Source organism: Streptomyces montanus (assembly GCF_005786655.1).
Lineage (GTDB): Bacteria > Actinomycetota > Actinomycetes > Streptomycetales > Streptomycetaceae > Streptomyces > Streptomyces sporangiiformans.
The window spans coordinates 64,450-86,926 of record NZ_VBZC01000002.1; the positions used below are offsets into that span (position 1 = coordinate 64,450).

16 protein-coding genes are annotated in these 22,477 nt (G+C 71.0%); 6 read left to right on the forward strand and 10 right to left on the reverse strand.

What is annotated here, in order from left to right:
• Nucleotides 1-8: 8 nt before the first annotated feature.
• Nucleotides 9-752 carry a methyltransferase domain-containing protein gene (locus FE633_RS01700; protein WP_138043197.1) on the reverse strand — a complete coding sequence of 248 codons (744 nt, stop codon included), beginning with the start codon at nucleotides 750-752 and terminating at the stop codon, nucleotides 9-11.
• Between the two features lie 232 nt (nucleotides 753-984).
• Between FE633_RS01700 and FE633_RS01705 the strand changes: the two genes are divergently transcribed.
• From FE633_RS01705 to FE633_RS01720, 4 genes are all read left to right on the forward strand, one after another.
• Complete coding sequence (locus tag FE633_RS01705) at nucleotides 985-3,843, forward strand: SpoIIE family protein phosphatase (protein WP_425473131.1); 2,859 nt, start codon at nucleotides 985-987, stop codon at nucleotides 3,841-3,843.
• 178 nt (nucleotides 3,844-4,021) lie between these two features.
• Nucleotides 4,022-5,572, forward strand: a complete 1,551-nt coding sequence (locus FE633_RS01710; protein ID WP_138043199.1) for a sugar ABC transporter ATP-binding protein — start codon at nucleotides 4,022-4,024, stop codon at nucleotides 5,570-5,572.
• Complete coding sequence (locus FE633_RS01715) at nucleotides 5,569-6,645, forward strand: ABC transporter permease (protein ID WP_138043200.1); 1,077 nt, start codon at nucleotides 5,569-5,571, stop codon at nucleotides 6,643-6,645. The genes FE633_RS01710 and FE633_RS01715 overlap by 4 nt, the downstream gene beginning before the upstream one ends.
• A 72-nt stretch (nucleotides 6,646-6,717) precedes the next feature.
• Complete coding sequence (locus FE633_RS01720) at nucleotides 6,718-7,860, forward strand: substrate-binding domain-containing protein (protein WP_138043201.1); 1,143 nt, start codon at nucleotides 6,718-6,720, stop codon at nucleotides 7,858-7,860.
• 66 nt (nucleotides 7,861-7,926) lie between these two features.
• Here FE633_RS01720 and FE633_RS01725 read toward each other — a convergent pair whose 3' ends face one another.
• Nucleotides 7,927-8,199 carry a hypothetical protein gene (locus FE633_RS01725; RefSeq protein WP_138043202.1) on the reverse strand — a complete coding sequence of 91 codons (273 nt, stop codon included), beginning with the start codon at nucleotides 8,197-8,199 and terminating at the stop codon, nucleotides 7,927-7,929.
• A gap of 44 nt (nucleotides 8,200-8,243) precedes the next feature.
• On the opposite strand from FE633_RS01725, the gene FE633_RS01730 reads away from it, so the two are divergent.
• Nucleotides 8,244-8,759, forward strand: coding sequence for a flavin reductase family protein (locus FE633_RS01730; RefSeq protein WP_281291093.1), 516 nt, complete (start codon nucleotides 8,244-8,246; stop codon nucleotides 8,757-8,759).
• A 218-nt stretch (nucleotides 8,760-8,977) separates the two neighbouring features.
• Here the strand turns inward: FE633_RS01730 and pqqE are convergent, their stop codons facing one another.
• From pqqE to pqqA, 5 genes are read right to left on the reverse strand one after another with little or no spacing between them, the layout of a single operon-like run.
• Nucleotides 8,978-10,099, reverse strand: coding sequence for a pyrroloquinoline quinone biosynthesis protein PqqE (gene pqqE / locus FE633_RS01735; RefSeq protein WP_138043203.1), 1,122 nt, complete (start codon nucleotides 10,097-10,099; stop codon nucleotides 8,978-8,980).
• A complete protein-coding gene (gene pqqD, locus FE633_RS01740; protein WP_138043204.1) occupies nucleotides 10,096-10,353 on the reverse strand; it encodes a pyrroloquinoline quinone biosynthesis peptide chaperone PqqD in 258 nt (85 codons plus the stop codon). The genes pqqE and pqqD overlap by 4 nt, the downstream gene beginning before the upstream one ends.
• Nucleotides 10,350-11,066: a pyrroloquinoline-quinone synthase PqqC gene (gene pqqC / locus FE633_RS01745; protein WP_138043205.1), complete on the reverse strand. Its 717-nt coding sequence runs from the start codon at nucleotides 11,064-11,066 to the stop codon at nucleotides 10,350-10,352. The genes pqqD and pqqC overlap by 4 nt, the downstream gene beginning before the upstream one ends.
• Entirely contained in the window at nucleotides 11,063-11,971 is a 909-nt protein-coding gene (gene pqqB, locus FE633_RS01750) for a pyrroloquinoline quinone biosynthesis protein PqqB (RefSeq protein ID WP_138043206.1), read from the reverse strand. Before pqqB ends, pqqC begins: the two co-directional genes overlap by 4 nt.
• Nucleotides 11,972-11,980: 9 nt before the next feature.
• A complete protein-coding gene (pqqA, locus tag FE633_RS01755) occupies nucleotides 11,981-12,118 on the reverse strand; it encodes a pyrroloquinoline quinone precursor peptide PqqA (protein ID WP_138043207.1) in 138 nt (45 codons plus the stop codon).
• 251 nt (nucleotides 12,119-12,369) lie between these two features.
• On the opposite strand from pqqA, the gene FE633_RS01760 reads away from it, so the two are divergent.
• Nucleotides 12,370-13,497, forward strand: coding sequence for a PQQ-dependent sugar dehydrogenase (locus FE633_RS01760; RefSeq protein WP_138043208.1), 1,128 nt, complete (start codon nucleotides 12,370-12,372; stop codon nucleotides 13,495-13,497).
• Nucleotides 13,498-13,567: 70 nt separating this feature from the next.
• Here FE633_RS01760 and FE633_RS01765 read toward each other — a convergent pair whose 3' ends face one another.
• The 3 genes from FE633_RS01765 to FE633_RS01775 form a co-directional block, all read right to left on the reverse strand.
• On the reverse strand, nucleotides 13,568-14,200 hold the full coding sequence (locus FE633_RS01765; RefSeq protein ID WP_138043209.1) for a hypothetical protein: 633 nt from the start codon (nucleotides 14,198-14,200) through the stop codon (nucleotides 13,568-13,570).
• A gap of 153 nt (nucleotides 14,201-14,353) precedes the next feature.
• Nucleotides 14,354-15,850, reverse strand: a complete 1,497-nt coding sequence (locus FE633_RS01770) for a family 43 glycosylhydrolase (RefSeq protein WP_138043210.1) — start codon at nucleotides 15,848-15,850, stop codon at nucleotides 14,354-14,356.
• An 89-nt stretch (nucleotides 15,851-15,939) separates the two neighbouring features.
• A complete protein-coding gene (locus FE633_RS01775; protein ID WP_281291094.1) occupies nucleotides 15,940-22,464 on the reverse strand; it encodes a type I polyketide synthase in 6,525 nt (2,174 codons plus the stop codon).
• Nucleotides 22,465-22,477: the final 13 nt, after the last annotated feature.

Genomic DNA, 22,477 nt, shown 5'->3' on the forward strand with positions numbered 1-22,477 from the left:
GGCGCAGGTCAGGAGTCTGTCACCAGTAGCCGATAGCCGACGTCGATGGTGTCGAGTGCGAGCAGGTCGGCGTGACGGTGGTGCCAACGGCCAGTCGCCAGGTCGTCGGTGAGCCTTGTCAGGCCGGGGGCGAGGACGTCTTCCCCGGTCTGGGCGAGCATCGAGATTCCGGAGCGCACCTGTGGGTCGATGTAGGCGTGGGGGCGGCGCCAGTATGCTGCACCGAACCCGTCCGTGCAGTCGTGCGGGACGTGGACGGGCTCCTGATGCGCCCCGCCGAGCAGAGTTGCCAGCCGGTCGGTCGGGATGGCGCGGGTGTCGTCGAAGGCGGCGGCCTGTGGGAGGTACTCGCGCACGAGCCAGAACCGCTCGCGGAAGATCTGCTGGTCCCAGGTCAGGACGACGATGCGACGGCGGGCGACCCGGCGGAGTTCGGCGATGCCGGCCGCAAGGTCACTCCAGTGATGGACGGTCAGCAGTGCCATGACGGCGTCGGCAGCGTTGTCGCGCACCGGAAGATGCTCGGCGACCGCGCGCACGGCGGGCGCGGACCGGGGTGGGCGCTGGGCGAGCATGACGTGGCTGGGCTCGACGGCGAGAACCGTCTGCGGTGGCTCGTAGGATCCGGTGCCCGCTCCTACGTTGATCACGTCCGCGGCGTTCCCGAGCGCGGCGTGAATCTGCGCGGCGATCCGCGGATCTGGCTGCCGGGTCCGGCCGTACGTCGCGCCGAGCGTGTCATAGATGGCCATGCCTCTCAGTATGCGAAGAGGCCGCCCTACCGGGGCCCGCTCCGCGTGAGACCACCGGTGACCTGGTGGAGATGGGGATGTGCGCGGTGTCCGCATGGGCCCGCCTGCCCGACGGCAACCACCACGAGTGACGGGTCGGAACGCACCGTAATCACTTATTCTATCGCCCTTTATATCTCCATATGGCGTTATGGTCGAAGGGCGGATTAATCCCTTGTTAGTGAGGTGGAGAGTGGTTCGCTCCGATGGGGGACCGCCTCAGGTGGGGCTGGTGAGAGGCGGCACCGGGCCCACACATGCCCGTGAGCGGTTCCTGCAGGGCGAGTCGGTCGAAGGAGGAGTGCGAAGCCCGATCCAGGACTCCTGGCGGCGGTCCCGGTCACTGGGGCTGTCTCCCGACCAGGCGGAGCTTCCCTACCGGGAGGACTTCGACTCGGACGGCAGGCTCGCCCGCGCGGCAGGTCCCGTGCTCGACCGGCTGCAGTCGAAGTTCGCGGGCATGGAGATGAACATCTCCCTCGCCGACGGGAACGGAACGGTGCTCCAACGCCGTTTCGGCAGGGCGTCCTGGGCCAGAAGTCTTCCGGATATCCAGCGCGCTCCCGGATTCGTGTTCGCGGAACAGGTCGCCGGCACGAACGGCATAGGTCTCGCCCTGGCGGAAAGGCGCCTCATCGAGGTCTACGGTGCCGAGCACTTCGCCGAGCGCTCGCAGTCGAGCGCCTGCTGCGCGCTTCCCGTCCGCGACCCGCTCAGCGGGGGCATCGAAGGCATCCTGTGCTTCGGCTATCCGCGCGCCTTCGCGGACCCCGGTCTGCTTCCCGTCATACGCGGGGCGGCCGCGGCCATCGAAAGGCGGCTGCTGGGGCAGAGTTCCGAGCGAGAGCTGGGCCTGCTGCGGGCGTACACCGAGGCACGCCGCGCGCGGTTCGGTGAGCCGCCCGGAACCGGGGACGGCAGCGGCGCGGAGGAGCTGTCCCAGCTGCTGCACCCCCGTGACCTGGCGATACTCAGGGAGAAGGCCGCCGAGCTGATCTCCGGGGCGCGGCGCGTCGCTGTCGATGTGCATCTGTCCGACGGCCGGCGGGTCACTCTCCTCAGCCGCCCGATGACGAGTGCCTCCGGGACCCAGGGGGTCGTCGTCGAGGCCGTCCTCCCCGGTCACTCACCGCTCCCCGTCGATACGCCGCGCCAGCGGTTCGCCATCCCGCGGCAGGTCGAGGAGCTGCTCAGCCCCGCCGGGCGTGCGACCGAACCCGTCGCCCCGCCGTCAAGGTCGCCTGCCTACGGCGACGACGCCACGACCCCCGGACCGGCCACGACCCCCGGACCGGCCACGACCCCCGGACCGGCCACGACCCCGGGCCCGGCCCCGGCTCTGGTGCTGCTGGGTGAGCCAGGAGTGGGCGAGTACGCCCTCGCCGCGCGGCGCCGCCTGGAACTGCTGTCCGAGGCCAGCGCCAGGATCGGCACCACCTTGGACGTGCGACGTACCGCCGAGGAACTCGCCGAGACGGCCGTCCCGCGACTGGCCGACTTCGTCACGATCGATCTGGCAGAGGCCGTGCTGCGCGGTGAGGAGTCCGCCGACCCCGGCAGGGAACTGCGCCGTACCGTGGTGCACGGCATCCGCGCCGACTGCCCCTTCCATCCGGTCGGCAAGCGGGTCGAGCTCTGGCCGACCACGCCCCAGTCGCGTTCCCTGACCGGCGGGCGGGCAGTCCTGGAACCCGATCTGCAGGTCGCCGTCGGCTGGCTCGCCCAGGACCCCGAGCACACGAACCAGCTGCTCGCCCACGTGCACTCCCTCATCGCGGTCCCTCTGGTCGCCCGCGGCGTGGTCCTCGGCGTCGCCAGCTTCTACCGTTCACGCGATCCCGCTCCCTTCGGGGACGACGACTCTTCGCTGGCCCAGGAACTCGCCACCCGCGCCGCCCTGTGCATGGACAACGCACGGCGCTACACCCGCGAGCACACGATGGTTCTGGCCCTGCAGCGCAGCCTGCTCCCCCACGGTGTGCCCGAGCAGAACGCCGTCGAGGTGGCCCATTGCTACCTGCCGGCCGAGTCGGCCGTGGGCGGGGACTGGTACGACGTCATTCCGCTCTCCGGCACCCGGATCGGCCTCATCGTCGGCGATGTCGTCGGCCACGGACTGCACGCGGCCGCCACCATGGGCCGCCTGCGCACCGCCGCACGCAGCTTCGCCGAACTCGACTTCAGCCCGGATGAAGTCCTCAGCCACCTCGACGATCTGGTGGTGCGCCTCGACCGCGAGGAAGGCCGGGAGGACCCCACGGCCGACAGCATCGGCATCATCGGCGCGACCTGCCTGTACGCCGTCTACGACCCCACCTCGCAACAGTGCACCATGGCCCGCGCCGGCCACCCCCCGCCCGCACTGGTCCATCCCGACGGCACCGTGTCATTCCCCGACCTGCCAGCCGGCCCTCCACTCGGCCTGGGCGGCCTGCCCTTCGAAGCCGCCGAGTTCCACGTTCCCGAACACAGCCAGCTGGTCCTGTACACGGACGGGCTCATCGAGGACCGGCAACGCGACGTCGATGTTGCCCTCGATCACCTGCGTCTGGCCCTGGCGCACCCGGACCGTCCGCCCGAGGACACCTGCAAGGCCGTTCTGGACGGCGTGGCCCCCGCTCACCCCGGTGACGACATCGCCCTGCTGGTCGCCCGCACCCACACCCTGGACCCCAAGCGGATCGCCGGCTGGGACCTGGCCGCCGACCCGGCCCTCGTCGGCCAGGTCCGTGCCTCCGTCACCCGGCAGCTGACCGACTGGGGCCTGGACGAGGTCGCGTTCACCGTGGAACTGCTGGTCAGCGAGCTGGTCACCAACGCCGTCCGCCACGCGACCGGGCCCATCCGGGTGCGGCTGCTCCACGACCGCACCCTGATCTGCGAGGTCTCCGACACCAGCAGCACCGCCCCGCACCTGCGCCGGGCGGCCAGCATGGACGAGGGCGGCCGCGGCCTCTTCCTCGTCGCACAGCTGGCGCAGGCCTGGGGGGCTCGCTACACCCCGGAGGGCAAGGTCATCTGGGCCGAATGCCCCCTCGACGCGGCGGCCTGAGCACGGGTCCGTTCGCGGCCACCACACGTATGGAGGAATGCCCTGCCGATCAACTGACCCGTTGGAGTAGCAGGGGCCGCGAGATGCCGTAAATGCGGTAGCTGGTCCCAGTAGCATCCCGATGCGGTCGGGAACACTCGCCAGGCCACCACCCGCCAGGCCACCACCGGAGAAGTCCGTGCATGACGCTCCCGACAGCCCTGCGAACGTGCGCCCGCCGCTCGGCGCGGAACCCCTTGTCCGAATCCGCGGTCTCAGCAAGCGGTTCGGCGGGACCCGCGCGCTCGCCGGCGTGGACCTCGACATCCACGGCGGCAGTGTCCTCGCCCTTCTCGGGCCCAACGGTGCCGGAAAGTCCACGCTCATCAAGGTGCTCGCCGACGTCCACCACGCCGACGAAGGAGAGGTGACGGTGGCCGGGCACCGGCTCGGGACCGACGCCGCCTCCCGGCGCATGTCCTTCATCCACCAGGACCTCGGTCTCGTGGAGTGGATGACGGTCGCCGAGAACATCGCCCTCAGCACCGGGTATGCGCGCGGCGGACGGCAGCGCACGCTGATCTCCTGGCGGCGGACCCGGGAGCGCTGCGCCGAAGTGCTGCGGACCGTCGCCGGCCATCTGGACCCCGACGCACGGATCGCCGACCTCGCCCCCGCCGAGCGTTCGCTCGTGGCCATCGCGCGTGCCCTCGCGACCCGGGCCGAACTCATCGTCCTCGACGAGCCGACCGCCAGCCTCCCCGCCGCGGACTGCGCCCGCCTCTTCGACGTACTGCACACCCTGCGCGACCGGGGGCACGGCATTCTCTACGTCAGCCACCGCCTGGACGAGGTGTACCAGGTCGCCGACGCCTTCGCGGTCCTGCGCGACGGCCGCCTCGTCAGCCATGGCTCGCTGGCGGGCCACAGCCTCACCCGCCTGGTGCACGACATCGTGGGTTTCGAACTGACCGCGCACCGGCCCGCGGCCCTCCCCGTCGACGGCCCGCCCGCGCTGACCCTCGACGGCGTACGGACCGCCCGGGCCGGACCGGTCAGCCTGGAGCTGCGGCAGGGCGAGATTCTCGGCCTCGTGGGCCTCACGGGCGCCGGGCACATGGACCTGGGCCGCGCGCTCGCCGGGTCCCGGCGGCTCCTCGGCGGCCGCGCACTTCTGGACGGTCGCCCGTACCGCCCTGGGACGGTCGCCGCCGCCGTCGGCCTCGGTGTCGGTCTCGTGACCGGCAACAGGCAGGAGGAGGGCTGCGCGGCCGAACTGACCGTACGGGAGAACCTCCTGGCCAACCCCCGTGCGGGCGGTCTGTCGGCGTTGCGCTGGATCAGCCCCCGCCGCGAGCGTACCGAGGCCGTCGCCCTGATGGACCGGTTCTCGGTGCGTCCCCGTGACAGCGAGGCCCCGATCGCCACCCTGTCCGGCGGCAACCAGCAGAAGGTCATGATCGGACGTTGGCTCCCGGTCGGCATGCGCCTGCTGATCCTGGAGGAACCGACCGCGAGCGTGGATGTCGGCGCCAAGGCGTCGATCCACGGCCTGCTCGACGAAGCGCTCGCCGCCGGCCTCGCGGTCCTGCTCATCTCCACCGACTTCGAGGAGGTCGCGGGCGTGTGCCGGCGCGCCCTGGTATTCGTCCGCGGGACCGTGACCGCCGAGCTGAGCGGCCCGGACCTCACGGTGGCCGCACTCACCCGGGCCGCCTCGGCCCTTCCCGGAACCACGGCCGGCCGATGACCACCTCGCCCTCACCACCGTCCCGGCTCGACCGGCTGCGCGAGCAGAGCGGGCACCTCATCGGCACCTACGGTCTCCTGGCCCTCACCGCGCTGCTCTTCCTGGTCTTCTCCCTGGCGCTGCCGCGCACCTTTCCGACCCAGGACAACATCTCCTCGATCCTCTCCACCCAGTCGATCCCGGCCATCCTCGCGCTGGGCGCGACACTCCCCATCGTGACCGGCAAGTTCGACCTCTCCATCGGCTACGGCCTCGGCCTGGCCCATGTCATGGTGATGCAGCTCGTTGTCAACGACGGCTGGCCCTGGCCGCTCGCCTGTCTCGCGGTGATCCTCGGGGGGACGGTGGTCGGCGTCCTCAACGGTGTCATCGTCGAGTTCGGCAGGATCGACTCCTTCATCGCCACCCTCGGGACCGGCAGCATGCTGTACGCCGTGACCGGCTGGATCACCGGCGGCGCCCGAATCGTCCCCGGCCCGCAGGGCCTGCCGGCCGCCTTCACCGACATCTACGACTCCACCTTCCTCGGCCTTCCGGTGCCCGCCTTCTACGTGCTCGCCCTCGCGGTCGTCCTCTGGCTGCTCCTGGAGCGCCTGCCACTCGGCCGGTACCTGTACGTCATCGGCTCCAACCCCCGTGCCGCCGACCTCGTCGGCATCCCCACCCGCCGATATTCCATCTTTGCCTTCGCAGGGTCGGGGCTGGTCGTGGGCTTCGCCGGTGTGCTGCTCGCCGCCCAGCAGCAGATCGGCAACCCGAGCGTCGGCCTCGACTACCTGCTGCCCGCCTTCGTGGGCGCGCTGCTCGGCTCCACCGCGATCAAACCCGGCCGCCCCAACGCCATGGGCACCCTCGTCGCCGTCACTGTCCTGGCCGTGGGCCTTGCCGGTATCGGTCAGCTCGGCGCCCAGTTCTGGGTGACTCCGTTGTTCAACGGCGCCACTCTGCTCCTCGCCGTCGGCCTGGCCGGCTACTCCGCCCGGCGCCGACTGCGCACCGGTGCGACCCCGGCCCCCGAGTCGCTGTCGCCGACGGCGCCGACGGGGGACAGCAGTCCCGGGAACCCGCCGTGACCCCTCCCTCCCGGCACCACGTTCCCGAAGTCCGGCCCGCCATCCCGTCCCTGCCCTCCGCGAGGAGATCCCGTGCACTCCCACCGCAAGACCTCCCTCACAGCCGCCACACTGCTCGCAGCGGCAGCCGTCCTCGTCGGCTGTGAGCGCGGCTCGTCGACCGGCACCGGGGATTCTTCCGGGGGGCCGGGTGGTTGCCCCGAGACCCTCGCCAGAGCCGAGGCGGCCGTCCGCCAGGCGGAAAGGACCAATGTCCCCTGGAACGGTCCGACCAGCGGTCCCGAGGCGGTGTCCGGCAAGACCATCGTCTACGTCGCCCAGACCATGACCAACCCCGGGGTCGCGGGAGCCGCCAGAGGTGTGACGGAAGCCGCGAAGGTCATCGGCTGGAACCTCCGGGTGATCGACGGAGGGGGCACCCCGGCAGGGATCCAGGCGGCCATGAGCCAGGCCGTGGCTCTCAGACCCTCGGGCATCGTCATCGGCGGCTTCGACCCCAACTCGACCTCGGGCCAGATCGCGCAGGCCGACGCGGCGGGGATCCCCCTCGTCGGATGGCACGCGGTCGCCGCCCCCGGCCCCAGCGAGAGGCCCAAACTCTTCGCCAACGTCACCACCAAGGTGGAGGACGTGGCCAGGATCAGCGCGGACTGGGTCATCGCGCGGTCCAACGGCGACGCAGGCGTCGTGGTCTTCACCGACGCCTCGATCCCCTTCGCCAAGAACAAGTCCGAGCTGATCAGGAAGGAACTCGCGACCTGCTCGGACGTGGACCTGCTGGCGTACGAGAACATCCCGATCCCGGACGCGAGCACCCGCACCCCCCAGGTGGTCTCCTCACTCGTCTCGCGCTTCCAGAACGAGTGGGACTACTCCGTCGCCATCAACGACCTGTACTTCGCCGACGCCGCGCCCGCGTTCCGTACGGCCGGCAAGCAGGGCTCCGGCCCACCCTTCAACATCGGCGCGGGCGACGGCGATCCTTCCGCCTTCCAGCGCATCAACAACGAGCAGTACCAGGCCGCCACCGTCCCCGAGCCACTGTCCGAGCAGGGCTGGCAGATCATCGACGAGTTCAACCGGGCCTTCGCCGGCCGGCCCGCCAGCGGCTATGCCGCCCCCGTCCACATCTCCACCGCCGCCAACAGTCGAGGGGCCACGACCTGGGATCCGGCGGGCTACCGCGAGGCGTACCAGAACATCTGGGGCAGGTAGCCCTGGTAGCCCAGGCGTCGGGGCGCGGCAGGCCCGGGGGCTCGCATGGGGGAGGACGAGCCGCCATCACCTCCGGGCGAGGAGGGCTGTGATCAAAGGGGCCGGGTCGGCGCCCTGGTGGAGGAGGGTGTCCGTGGGGATGGCCCGCAAGCCCTGCTTCTCGACGGCGGGCAGGTGCGGCAGGTCTGCCCGGTCAAGGAGGAAAGTGGAGGCCACGTCCGTGTAGAAGGCCGCGACGCCCGCCGGGTCCAGCGCACGCTGTGCCCCAGGGCGGAGACGGAGACTCGTCGGATCCCGGACGTCGGCGGCGCGCGGATGTGCGCACTGTCCGGCGGTCAAGGAGCCCGACCCGCACGACCGCCACGACCGGAAGGGGCGGCGACGTGACCGAGTCCACGCACTGCGACCTTTCCGCCCGGTTCCGCGACGCCATGGCGGCCTTTCCCTCCGGCGTCACGATCATGACCACCGCGGACCGGTCGGGCCGGCCGTGGGGTTTCACCGCCAGCTCGTTCTGTTCGCTGTCGCTCGACCCGCCACTCGTCCTGGTCTGCCTCGCCAAGACCGCCCGGTGCCACCCGGCTTTCCGGCAGAGCGACGACTGGACGATCCAGATCGTCGCCCCACGCCACCTCGCGCTGGTGACACGGTTTGCCACCAGCGGCGCCGACAAGTTCACCGGAAACGAGTTCGTCCCCGACGAACGGGGAGTTCCTGTCCTGCCGGACGCGCCGGTCACCCTGGCCTGCTCGGCCCACGCACGCTACGACGGGGGCGACCACAGCATCCTGGTCGCCCGCGTCCACGACGTCACCCTCCTGGACGACCAGCCCCTGCTCTATTTCCGACGCTCCTTCCAGCCGCTGGCAGAACTGTCGGCAGGCCCTCACGCGCCCTGAGTGCCGAAAGCCCGAAGCCGGCCTCCTGGTTCTCGCCGTTCGCGCCCCGGCATCGGCTGCGCCACCGCGCACGCCGCGAGCTTCCTGTCCTCCGTCTCGGCCGAGCGCGGCGGCGGGGTCTTCGGAGGAGGCCGAGATCCCGATCACGGGGGCTTCCACATCCACTGAGGACTGCCGGCACGCAGGCAACGGCCGGCACCCGCGGCGGTCGGCCCGGTTCACCCCCTGGATCGTTCGCGCCGCGCCGGACGAGGGCCGCGGTAGACGTAGCGCCGGGCGTCGTCGGGCGGGGGGTCGTCAGACGGTGCCTCCGCCAGTGCGCGTACGAGGGCGTGGTCGGGGGAGAGCGCGCACGCGGGGTCGGTGCGGGCGGCATCGCCGGTGAGCGCGTGCGCCTGACAGCGGCAGCCTCCGAAGTCCGTCTCCCGGCGCGGGCAGCCACCGCACGGTCCGCTCATCCACTCGGTGCCGCGGTAGAGGTTGAAGGCCGGGGAACTGTTCCAGATCCACTCCAGGGATCTGTCGCGCACGTTCGGTACGTCCAAGTCCGGCAGGGCCCCCGCCGCGGGGCACGGCAGGACGCCGCCGTCCGGGGCGACTGTCAGGGAGACCGCTCCCCAGCCTCCCATGCAGGGCTTCGCCACGCCGTCGAAGTAGTCCGGTACCACCCACACCAGTTCGGCGGTGCCCGCCAGTTGCTTCCGTCGGCTCTCCACCGTCTCCCGGGCGCGGGAAAGCTGGTCGCGAGTGGGCAGCAGCGCGGTGCGGTTGCGCAGGGCCCACCCGTAGAACTGGACGTTGGCCAGTTCGATCCGCTCGGCGCCCCAGGCCACGCCGAGGTCCACGATGTCGCCGACGGCGTCGAGGTTGTCGCGGTGCAGGACGACGTTGAGGCCCAGCGGCAGCTCCGCGTCACGTACGACAGCGGCAGCCCGCTCCTTGGCCGCGAAGGACCGGTGCCCTGCGATCCGGTCGGAGGCGGCAGGATCCGCGTGCTGCACCGACAACTGGACGCTGCGCAGCCCCGCGGACGCCAGCGCGGACATTCTCGGTGCGCTCAGCCCGACCCCGCTCGTGACCAGCTGGGTGTAGATGCCTGCCGACTCGGCCGCGGCGACGATGGCCGCCAGATCGGGGCGGAGCAGTGGCTCGCCACCGGAGAGATGAGTGTGGACGACGCCGAGTTCCGCGGCCTGCCGCAGCACGTCTGCCCACTCCTCGGCGGAGAGTTCGCGGGAACGGCGCACGAGTTCGAGCGGGTTGGAGCAGTAGGGACAGTGCAGCGGGCAGCTGTGGGTGAGTTCGGCCAGCAGGGCCCAGGGCGGCGGTGGGCTCGTCATCGCAGCCAGCCCTCCTCGCGTACGCGGTCGAGGAACCGGGGCACGTCGGCCGCGACGGGGGCGCCGGGAAACCGGGCCGCCAGCTCGTCGACGATGTCGCCGACCTGCCGCCGGCCGTCGCACAACCTGAGGACATCAGCCGCCCGGCCGCCGAGGACCACCACCCGTTCCGGCAGGACCAGCAGGTCTGCCCGGCGTACCCGGTCGTGCCGGAGCACGACCGAGCGCGCCAGGGCCGGCCGCCATCCGGTCATGGCCGTTCCTTTCCGTCGGCGTGGTCGATCGCGTCGAGCAGTGACCACAGCACGTCGCACTTGAAGGCGAGTGCTGCCACAGCGCGCTCCTGGTCGGCCTCGGTGCGCGCCCAGTCCAGTACGAGGCCGAGGGCCTCCCCGCTGTCCTGGCGGCCCTGGGTCTCGCGGGAGCGGAAGTACGCGAGCCCGTCGGCGTCGATCCACCGGTAGTGGCGTTCGAACGCGGCGATGCGCGTGCGCATGATGCCCGGGGCGGACAACTCGGTGAGGGACGCCGCGACGGCCTCCAGCGGGGAGCGGAGCCGGCAGAAGTTGACGTATCCGTCCACCGCCAGCCGTACGCCGGGCAGCACTTCCTCACCGGACAGCAGCCGGGCACGGTCGACTCCCGCGGCCTCGCCCAGTCTCAGCCACCGCTCGATACCGCCCTCTCCCTCGGCCCGGCCGTCGTGCTCCTCGATCCGCCGCAGCCACATGCGGCGGAGCTGCGGGCTGTCCAGTTTGGCGAGCACAAGGGCGTCCTTGACGGGGATGTGCCGCTGGTAGTGAAAGCGGTTGAGGATCCAGCGGCGCAGCTCGTCGGGGGTCAGCTCGCCTTGGTGCATACGCACGTTGAAGGAGTGGCGGTCGTGGTAACGCTCCCGGGCCACGGTCCTCAGCCGGTCCTCGAACGCCGTTGTCCTACTCGTGCTGGTGCTGATGCCGGTGCTCACAGATTGATCACCATTCCGTCGCCGGCCACCTCGATGCCCCGGTCGGCCAGCCGCTTGTGCTGCGGCGCGCCGGGGTCGACGAGGGGATTGGTGTTGTTCAGATGGGTGTAGAGACAGCGGGCGCGCAACGGCGCCAGGCGCTCCGCGGTGCCGCCCGGCCCGTCGATCGGGAGATGCCCCATACCGGTCGCGGTGCGAGGGGAGATGCCCGTACGCCGAGGTTCCTCGTCGTCCCAGAACGTACCGTCGACGATCACGCAGTCGGCCTCGGTCACGGCGGACTGCAGGGCGTCCGGCCAGGCTGCCAGCGCCGGGGCGTAGACCGTGGTCGCCCCGGTGGCGCGGTCCGTCAGACGCAGGGCCACGACCCAGGGATCCGCGCCGGGGCCGGGTAAGTCCGCCGCGTACCGCGGGCGTTTGCCGGAGACCGGAATCGCGCTGATCGCGACGGCGGAGTCCGACTCGAGCGGCTCGGGCCGCTCGCGGGGCAGTTCCCGCCAGGTGAGCGGGGTGTACGGGCCGATGACGGCCTCCAGCCGCAGTCGGGTGAGCAGTGCCTCGCGTACGGCGCCGGTGGCAAGCAACTCCAGGCCGCCGGCACCGGCTTCGCGCAGCCGGGCGATGCCGAGGGTGTGGTCGAGTTCCGCGTCGGTCAGGATCACCCCGGCGAGCGGGGTCCGCCGCGATCCGGTGCGGGGGTGCAGTGCCGGGCAGTTCTCGATCTGGTCCCCGATGTCCGGGGTGGCGTTGACGAGATACCAGCGGTCCTCGGACGCCTGTACGGCGAGTGAGGCGTGGCGGCGGCGCCGGCGCGGGTGGGCGCGTGCCCCGGAGCACCCGGGGCACGCGCAGTTCCACTGGGGAATGCCACCGCCCGCCGCGGTGCCCAGCACCTGCAGCAGCACAGCGGCGGGCTAACGGTTGTTCAGGGAGTAGGCGGTGACTTCGAGCGCGGTCTCGACGACCACGTAGTCGGGTGTCTGCCAGCCCGATGTCTCCTCGCTGCCGGGCTGTGCCTGGGATTCCACCGCCTGCTGCACGGATTCGGTCATGAACAGACCTGCCTTTCTGAGTGGGGGACAGGTGTCTCCTGTTCGACTTGTGCTCTGTTGCAGAATCGCGAGCCGAGCCTTCCGGGTCAATGGGGCAGCAAGAAAGTGCTCCGATCTCTCGCGGTGGTGGTACGGACCTTTGGCTCTATCTGTCCTTGACCCTCCGTCGCACACCTCCTACCTTCTCGGTGAGTTGACGTCTCGTCACATACCGTCCAGGACTCCTGATCCCCCACTCGAGGAGCAGTTCCATGGCAAGCCACCCCCGCATCACCGCAAGACGCGTGCCCCCTGCCCTGACGGCGGCGGCAACCGCGGTCGCGCTGGCCGCCGGTCTGCTCGGCGCGGCTGCCGGGACCGGAAACGCCACGGCCCGGAGCGTCGGAGGAACCGACAGCGGCATCGACTCCGTCCCCACGGGCATCCGGACGGTCTCGTCCGGCTGGACCGTTCCCTGGGGCCTCAGCTGGCTGCCCGACGGGTCGGCACTCCTCACCGAACGGGACTCGTTCAAGCTCTTCAAGCTCACCCAGTCCGGCACCAGAACCCAGGTCGGTACGGTACCCAATGTCGTGACCACCAATGGCGAGGGCGGCCTCCTCGGCGTCGCGGTCTCGCCGAACTGGAACAGCGACCACTACGTCTATCTCATGCACTCGGCGGCAAGCGACAACCGCATCGTCCGCATGACGTACGACGGCTCCTCGCTCAGCGGCTACAAGGTTCTCGTCACCGGTATAGCCAAGAACAAGTACCACAACGGCGGACGCATCAAGTTCGGCCCCGACGGCTACCTCTACGCCACCACGGGCGATGGCCAGAACGGCGATCGCGCACAGGACAAGAACTCCCTCAACGGCAAGATCCTGCGGATGACGGCGGACGGCAAGCCCGCACCCGGCAACCCGTTCGGCACGCTCGTCTTCTCCCTCGGCCACCGCAACCCCCAGGGTCTCACCTGGGATGCGCAAGGCAGGCTGTGGGAAGCCGAGTTCGGCAACAGCAAGTACGACGAGCTCAATCTGATCGAGTCCGGAAAGAACTACGGCTGGCCGGTCTGCGAGGGCACCTGTTCCACCTCCGGCATGACCAACCCCAAACGGCAGTGGACCGTCAGTGAGGCCTCCCCGAGCGCGGTCGCGTACGCGGACGGCGCCCTCTACCTGGCGGCACTGCGCGGCGAGCGGCTGTGGCGGATCCCGGTCAGCGGCACCAGCGCGGGTACCCCTGTGGCGTACTACACCAGTCAGTACGGCCGACTGCGGACGGTGGAGAAGGTCCCCGGCAAGAACGCCCTGTGGCTGTCCACCACCAACGCCGACAACAACGGAGGCGAGCCGGACGGCGCGGACAAGGTGTTCCAGGTGGATCTGGGGTAGCAGCCGCGTCCTCTTCGCGGAGCAGGCGCCGGCGCTGCGGCATGCGGCCTTGCCGCAGCGCCGGCACTGTTCAGTTGAGCTTGTTGACGGCCGTGACGGTGGTGTTCTTGAAGTCGTCGACCTGGGCGTTCTGGAAGTTGCCCATCTGTGCCCACTCGACGAGGGTCACGGTCGTGCCGTCCCGGCCGACCGAGTACAGGCCGATGTCGGTGGCTCCCCACGTGGTGGTGGTGTGGATGCCGTAGACGTACGCGCCCTCCTCCACGTTCAGCTTGCCGTAGTACCTCTGGGTCGCGGTGACGTCGGGGTTGCGTTCCATCAGCTTCTGCGCGCAGCCGGCGAGATCCTTGCGCAGCAGGGCCGCGAACTCCTTGGCCCGCTGCTCGTCGCGCTCCACAACCGTCACCTGCAGGGCGCTGGTTTCGTACTCGGTCCGGTATGCGCGGTGGCTGGCGATCGACGGCAGCGGGGCGCCCCCGCAGCCCGGCAGCGGGTCCGGCTGCCCGGCGGTGACGGGGCCGGCGTACCAGGGGGACATGGGGTGCGGCGGCAGCTCGGCCGGTTCCAGGAACCGGGGGGTGTCGGGCGCCGACGCGGCGGCCGCCGGAACAGCGGCCACCGCGACGGCGACTCCGGCCGCCACAGCAGCCACAGCCGCCGCGGCGCGTCGGGTACGTCGGGTACGTCGAGTGCGGACGTTCATGATTCCCCCATGGTGGTCATAGGTCGTTTGGCGTTGGTCGGTCAACGCTTCATACGACCCGCCATCGCCCGCACCCGTTGTGCCCGTCCCTGTCACAGCTGCGTCCCCTGTGTCACCGAACCGCAACAGCGCTCTTGCGGTCGTGGCGTCCGGCTATTCCCCTGACGGTGCGGCCTGCGGGACACCGAGGGCCACCGGGGTGCCGAAGTTCGGTGTGCCGTCGGCGTTCCAGGTGAACTTCTGCGCTCTGGTGCTCCGGTTCATGTCACAGCCACCGCCGGCGGAGTCGTTGGCGTGGTAGACCATCCAGTCCTCGGTCCCGTCGGGCGACTTGAAGAAGCCGTTGTGGCCGGGGCCGTACACACCGTTGGCGTTGGACCTCTGGAAGACCGGGTTCGGTGACTTGACCCAGGAGGAGGAGCTGAGCGGGTCGCCGCCGTTGTAGGTGAGCATCCCCAGCTTGTAGTCGGGTGTGGAGCAGTGGCTGGCGGAGTAGATGATGAACGTCTTGCCGCCCCGCTGGAGGACCTCGGCGCCCTCGTTGACCGCGCCGCCCACCGTCTCCCAGCTGTAGGTGGGGGTGGACAGCACACGGCGGGTGCCGCCGGCGGTCCACGGATTCGACAGCGGCCGGATGAACATGGGCTGCGAGCCGTTGTAGTAGGTGCCGAGAAGGTAGAGCTTGCCGTTCAGCTGGAGGATGCTCGGGTCCAGCTCCCAGGTGTTGTCCTGGGTGGGGTCGAGCAGGTCGGCCTTGAAGCTGTAGGGCCCCATCGGGTCCAGGCCGGCGCTCTCGAGTACGTGGATCCGCTGGGTGCCCAGGTCGTACGGCTCCCGTCCGGCCGTGTAGTAGAAGTACCACCGCTTCCCGTTGGGGCCGTCGAGCAGGTGGAACTCCGGGGCCCACATCGTGCCGGCCCCGTTGGGGCGGGTGAGGTTGAAGATCACCTGGTCGTTGGCCGTGGCGAGCCCCGCCAATGTGCTGGCCTTGCGCATGGTGATCGTCGAGTTCCAGGTCGTGGTGGCGAGGTAGTAGTAACCGTCGTAGTACGTGAGCCAGGGGTCGGGCCCGTGCTGGGAGAGCGGATTGGTGAACGTGCGCGGGCTGGTGCCGCCGCCGGAGAAGCCGGGCAGGCGCCACACCCTGCCGTTCGCGGTACCGCACGGCAGCTGCACCAGGCCGGTGTTCGAGGCCGACGAGCCGCCGCTCGGCGTGACGCACTTGCCGGAGCTGACGGAGACCAGGTTGAAGGTCTTGTCGGTTCCGGCGACCGACACGGGGACGAGCCGCCACTGCTGGTTCGTTCCGTTGTGGCAGGTCCACTGGATGATCGTGGCGTTGTCCGCCGTGGACGCGCCGTAGACGTCGACGCACTGGCCGGACTGTGTAGTGATCGTGTACGTGTCGCTCGTACCCGAGACCGAGGTGAAGCCGAAGCTCTGGTTCGCACCGGTGCTGCTGCACGTGAAGGCGCGCAGCTGCGTCCCGTTGGTCGACGAACTGCCCGGGAGGTCCAGGCAGTTGCCGCCGTTCTGGTTCACCCCTGCCGAGGTGAAGGCGACGGCGGCGGTCGCGGGCGGAGCCACCAGGAAGGCGACCACCATCGTGAGCACTGCGGTGAGCGCGGCCAGGAATCTGAATCGAGTCACTGATGCACATCCTCATCGGTTGCCGGGTGGAGCCACGTCTGTACTGATGTGGTCGACACGGCTGTGATGAGTTGCCGCATGAGGGCTCTTTACAGGTCCAGTCCCATCTTGTCGGCCAGGCCGGTGGCGAGTGCCGCGATGGTGGGGTGCTGCCAGACGAAGTTGTTCGCGAGTTTGATGCCGAGTGCCGCCTGCAGCCGGGTGCGCAGTTCCATGGACAGCAGTGAGTCGAAGCCGAGGCTGCGGAGCGGCGTCTGCGGGTCCAGTCGTGTGCTGCCGGACTGGAGGACGGTGGCCATCTGTTCGGCGAGATAGGCCTCCAGGGCCGTACGGCGGGCGAGAGGGGAGCCAAGGCTTGCCAGGCGGGCTCGGACGTCGGCTCCGGTGGCGGGCTCGCTGCTTGACGACGCGTCGCCCGGCGGTGCGCTGCTCCGAGACTCGTGGCCGTCCACGAGGCGCGCGAAGAAGGGGGCGCTGCGGACGTTGGGCAGGATCCATGTTTCCGGTGGGCCGGGCAGGACACCGGTCGTCACCCGCCGGTGGGTGAGCAGTGCGTCGAGGGCGCGCAGGCCGTCCTCGGTGGGAATGGTTTCGTAACCGCGCCCCCCGAAGTCCGTTGCGACGCCGGTCTGTCCCCATGGCCCCCAGTTGACGGCCGAGGTGGGCAGCCCCTGGTCGGTCCGCCACGCTGCGAAGGCATCCAGCCAGGCGTTGGCGGCGGCGTACACGCCCTGGCCCGGGTTGCCCAGCAGTGAAGCCATGGAGGAGTAGAGCACGAACCAGTCGGCCGAGTGTTCGGTCAGGGCCTCGTGGATCCGCCATGCGGCGGTGACTTTGGGCCGCCAGACGCGTTCGAGCTGTTCGTCGGTGATGTTGGTGAGGACGGCGTCGTCCAGGACCATGGCCGAGTGCACCACTCCCCGCAACGGCAGCCCGCCCGCCGTGGCGGCGGACACGAGCCGTTCGGCTGTCCCGGGCCGGGAGACGTCGCCAAGTTCGACGGTGATCCGGGCACCTGCGGCGCGGAGCCGGGTCAGATGGGCTTCGGTGGCCTCGCCGGGCGGCGTACGCCCGTTGAGGACGATGTGCCCGGCGCCCAGTTCGGCCAGGCGGGCCGCCGTGGCCAGCCCCACGCCGCGCAGTCCGCCGGTGATGATGTAGGCGCCGTCGGCGCGGACCGGCGAAGGCGGCTCGGCGCGCACGGCGGTCGTCTCACCGTGTTCGGGCACGGTCAGGACGAGCTTGCCGATGTGGCCGGCGCCCGCCATGAGACGGAACGCCTCCGTAGCCTGGGCCAGAGGGAACTCCTGGTGCGGCAGCGGCTTCAGCCGCCCCGCGGCGAACAGGTCCATGACCTCGCCCAAGAGGTCCTGGAACACCTTCGGGCGGCTTTGCTGGAGTTCGATGAGATCGACCGTGCTGAAGGTGACGTTGTGCCGGAACGGCGCCAGCCCCAGGGAGGTGTCGGCGAGGATGTCACGGACACCCAGCTCGACGAACCGGCCGAAGGGGCGCAGTGCCTCCAGGCCGGCGCGGATCGACGGCCCCGAGAGCGAGTTGAGCACCACGTCGACGCCCTCGCCTCCGGTCGCCTCCCGGGCCTGTTCGGTGAAGTCCAGTGAGCGGGAGTCCATGACATGTCGGACGCCCATACCGCGCAGGTACCCGCGTTTCTCGTCGTTCCCGGCTGTGGCCAGTACCTCGGCCCCCAGATGCCGGGCAACGGCGATGGCGGCGAGGCCCGTACCCCCGGTGGCGGAGTGGATGAGTACGCGTTCGCCTGCGGCCAGGCGCGCCATGTGGCGCAGGGAGTACCAGGCGGTGAGATATGCCGTCGGGATGCCCGCCAGGGCAACGGCGTCGGCGCCGGGTGGCACTGGGACCACGGCGTCGGCGCGTACCGTCGCGAACGAGCCGAAGGCGCCCCCGGCGAGATCCACGGCCAGGACGGTGTCCCCGGCGCGGACATGCTCGACGCCCGGGCCGACAGCGGTCACCGTCCCCGCGCACTCGAAACCGATACGGTCACCGCTGTCCGGCCGCCGATCCGTACGCCGGTCCGTAGGCCGGTCCGGGGCCGGGAGGAGGCCCATGACGGTCAGGACGTCACGGAAGTTCACTCCCGCTGCGCGTACCCGCAACTCCACCTCTCCGCGTCCCGGTGGGCGCTCTTCGCCCACCACAAGACCCAGGGAACCGAGGTCTCCGGTCCGGCCCGCGCGGAGCCGGAAGCGGTCCGTTCCGTAGCGCACCGTGCGGGCGGTCGCCGTCAGGCGTTCGGCGTCCGTCAGTGGGGCGGGGACGAGTTGGGCCACGTGGTGGTCCGCACCGCGCACGGCCATCTCGTCTCCGGGCACCCCGGCCAGCAGGAGAGCGGCCGTCTGCCGCAGGTCGTCGTCGGAGCGTCCCAGGTCGATGAGCGTGGGGCGCAGCTCCGGATGCTCGTGGGCCATGACGCGGGCCAGGCCGCGGACCGGACTCTGGGCGGGGTCGTCCGTCTCGCCCGGCCGTACGGCGCGGGCTTGCTGGGTGAGGACGTAGAGCCTCGGAGGGCGCTCGCAGTCCGCGACGGCTTGGGCGACGCCAAGGAGCCGTCGGGTGCGCTCCAGGGCGTCCACCGCGGGATCGGCAGCGGGCGTCTCGGCGCCGGCCACCTTCGGCACGTCGGCCGGCGAGCACAGGAACACCACGGCGCCCGGCGGATCGGCCGGCACCCGCTCGGCAAGGTGGGCCCGGAAGGCAGGGACGCGGTGTTCGTCCTCCGGGAGAGCGAGGACCTGGGCGTCGGCCCCTGACGCGCGGAGCGCCTCCGCAAGTACTTCGGCTCGGGCGCCCTGTTCGCCGACTACCAGCCACGTACCGGTCGGCGCGGGGTCCGACGGCCGTGCGGGCGATGCTTCGCCGGTGGGCGCGCTCTGCCAGTCGATGGTGTAGAACCACCGGTCGACGGCCGCGTCCTCATGCGCTTCGCGGTGCAGCAGGCGCAGGCCGTTCAGGGCGATCACGGTGTGTCCGTCACCGGTCAGGAGCCGGATGTCGGCGGTGACGCCATCGGGATGCTTCTGTGTGATCTCCGCGTGGCCGTGGACAACTTCGGCGGGATCACCGTGGATCCGCAGGGACCGCGCTCGGACGGGAAGGACCAGGCCGCTCGCCGCGTCGTCGCAGGTCGGCAGAGCCACCGCCAACTGCGCGCAAAGGTCCAGCAGCACCGGATGGACGCGCAGGGAGTCCGGCGTCGGACCGGCCGCGGCCGGGAGACCGACGCGCGCCCAGACACTGTCGCCGGTGGGTGACAGGCGTACTTCGCTGAGTCCCGCGAACGCGTCTCCGTGGTAGAGGCCGCGTGAGCGCAGGCGCTGGTACAGGGTGGCGGCGGGCAGTGCGAGGGGATGTTCCGCATCCAGGGCGTGCAGGGAGACGGGGGCGGGTTTCTTCCTCGGTGGTCCGCCCGAACTCAGGGTGGCACTGGCATGCAGCACCCACTGCCCCTCACCGTCGGCGTCCTGACCGTCCTCACTGTCCTGATCGCTGTCTGCGCGAGCGAAGACCTGACAGGTGGCGCGGGCCGGGGAGTTCAGGTCCGCCGCCATGGTGATCTCTGATCGGTCGGCGAGGGCAAGCAGTTCATGGAAGGTGATGTCACTGACCTCGACATCGCGCGGTGGCGCGTGGAAGGTCTGGCAGGCGGCGGTCAGGGCGAGGGCGCAGTAGGCGGCTCCGGGAAGAACCACCGCGTTGTTCACCTGGTGGTCGGCCAGCCATGGGTGGGCGCGCGTTCCGGCTTCTCCCCGCCAGGTATGCCGGACGGGACGGCCCGGTACCTTCGTGTGGGCTCCGGGCAGTCCGGGCAGTCCGGGCAGGGAACTCCTCACGCCGTCCGCCCCGGAGTCCACCGACAGGCCGGGAGACGCCGACGGCCTGCCGTCGTCGGGCCGGTCGCTCGGTTCCACCCAGTGCTGTTTGCGGTCGAAGGCGATGGTGGGCACCTCCGCGAGGGTGCCTCCGTCATACAGGGCGGCCCAGTCGACGGGTACGCCGGCACAGTGCAGGGCGGCGAGTTGGGTGCGGAAGGCTGCCTGTTCGTTTTCCTCGCGCCGCAGTGTCGGCAGGACTACGGGAACGTCGGCCACTCCCCTCAGACTGCCGGTGAGGGCCCGGGTGACGATCGGGTGGGGGGACACTTCCACGTACACCGTGTGCCGGTCGGCGGCGGCCGCGCGGACCGCTTCCGTGAACCGCACGGGGCGACGCAGGTTGTGGCACCAGTACTCGGCGTCGAAGTCCGGGACCGTGCGCGGATCGTCCAGCACAGTGGAGTAGAACGGCACGACGGGCGGGCCGGGCGTGAGGTCGGCCAGAGCGGCCGCCAGTTCGTCCAGCAGCGGCTCCACCTGCGGGGAGTGCGACGCGACGTCGACCGCGATCAGACGGGCGGGGATGTCCTGGGCGTCCCAGCGTTCGACCAGGTGCTCGATGGTTGCCGTGTCGCCGGCGACGACGGTGGAACCGGGCGCGGCCAGGACCGCGACGGAGACCGATGCCGAGGCGCCGGCGGATGCCAGCTCCGCCTCGACCTCGGCACGGCCCAGAGCGACGGTGGCCATGGCTCCGGTTCCCGAGATACGGGCCAGCAGGGCGGAGCGCCGGCAGATCACCCGGACGCCGTCCCGCAGGGACAGGGCCCCCGCGACGACCGCGGCGGCGACCTCGCCCATCGAGTGGCCCACGACCCCGGCGGGCTCCACCCCGTAGGCCCGCCAGGTCGCGGCCAAGGCGGTCTGTATGGCGAACAGCACCGGCTGCACTCGTCCGCACCCGGTCACCTCCTCGCCCTCCCGCACGATGTCCCGTACGGAAAAGCCGGCCTCGGCGGCGATCAGCGGCTCGACCTCGGACAGGGCGGCGGCGAAGGCCGGTTCGTGCGCGAGGAAGCTGCGGGCCATCCCCGGCCACTGGGAGCCCTGTCCGGAGAACACCCACACCGGCCGCCTGCACACACCGGCCGCCACAGCCCCCGACACCACATTCGGGACGGCCTGCCCGGCAGCGAACGACCGCAGGGCGCGGACGAGCGACGGGCGCGAGGACGCCACCACGCCGAGGCGCCCGCATCCCGCAGGGCGGCGCAGCGCGAGAGTATGGGCGATGTCGCCGAGCGGCACGCCCGCACCCTCGCCCTCCAGCCAGTCGGCCAGCCGTCGCGCCGCCGTGGGCAGCGCGTCGGCCGAGCCCGCCGGCACCAGCAGGGCATGTGCCTGCGCGCCCCCCGACCCTGACCCCGCCCGGCCCGTGCGCCGGCTGGGCAGAGGGCGCACGGCCGCGGCAGGCGCCTGCTCCAGCACCACGTGCGCGTTCGTGCCGGAGAACCCGAACGAGGAGACGGTGGCCAGCCGGGCCGTCATCCGCGTGGGCCAGTCCGCCGGCCGGTCGGGCACGAAGAAGCGTGTGCCTTCAGCCGCGATGGCCGGGTTCCAGCGGGTGAAGTGCAGGCTCGGTGGGACGACACCTTGCTGGACGGACATGACCGCCTTCAGCAGAGCGGTGACTCCCGCGGCAGGTTCCAGGTGCCCCAGATTGGTCTTCACCGACCCCAGCGCACAGCGGCCCGGGCCCTTCCCGTACACGCGGGCCAGACTCGTGAACTCCACCGGGTCGCCGACCGGCGTGCCCGTGCCGTGTGCCTCGATCATGCCCACATCGCCCGGCTCCACCCCGGCACGGGCAAGGGCCTGACGGAACAGTGCCTCCTGGGCCGCCGCCGATGGCGCGGCCAGGCCGTCCGACCGGCCGTCCTGGTTCACGGCCGAGCCCCGGAGCACGGCCAGCACCCGGTCACCGTCCCGTACGGCGTCACGCAGACGCTTCAGGACGACGACGGCGCAGCCCTCACTGCGGACGAACCCGTCGGCCGCCGCGTCGAATGCGCGGCAGCGCCCCGTGGGGGAGAGCATGCCCATCCGGACGAACGACCGTGTCGTTCTGGAGGCGAGCATCAACGTGACGCCCCCGGCGAGCGCGACATCGCACTCGCCGTTCCGCAGGGCCTGGCCCGCCAGGTGCACGGCGACGAGCGAGGACGAGCACGCGGTGTCCAAGGCGACCGACGGGCCCTGCAGCCCCAGCAGATAGGAGATGCGTCCTGGCGCGACGCAGTGACCGTTCGTCAGGACCGCCCCCTCCAGCTCCTTGGGGTGTCCTGCCAGGCGGTCCATGTAGTCGGTGTAGCTCAGCCCGGTGAACACCGCGGTCGGCGTTCCCACGAGGCGGTCCGGTGGCAACCCCGCATGCTCCAGGGCCTCCCAGGACACCTCCAGCAAGAGCCGGTGCTGGGGGTCGAGCAGGCCCGCCTCCCGTCCGGAGACACCGAAGAACGCCGCATCGAAACCGCTGACATCCCTCAGCCAGCCGCCCTGCCGGGGCAGCGCGGCATCCCGCGTCCGCCCGATGTCCGTACGAGTGGGCGGCGGATCTCCGACCGCGTCGCGGCCGGCGGCCAGCAGCCGCCACAGGCCGGATGGGGAGTCGACGTCCCCGGGCAGTCGGCAACCCATACCGATGACGGCGATGCGTCCCTCACCACCGGCTGCTGAATCCTGCTCGTTCTGTGCCACGGGCTTCTCCCTC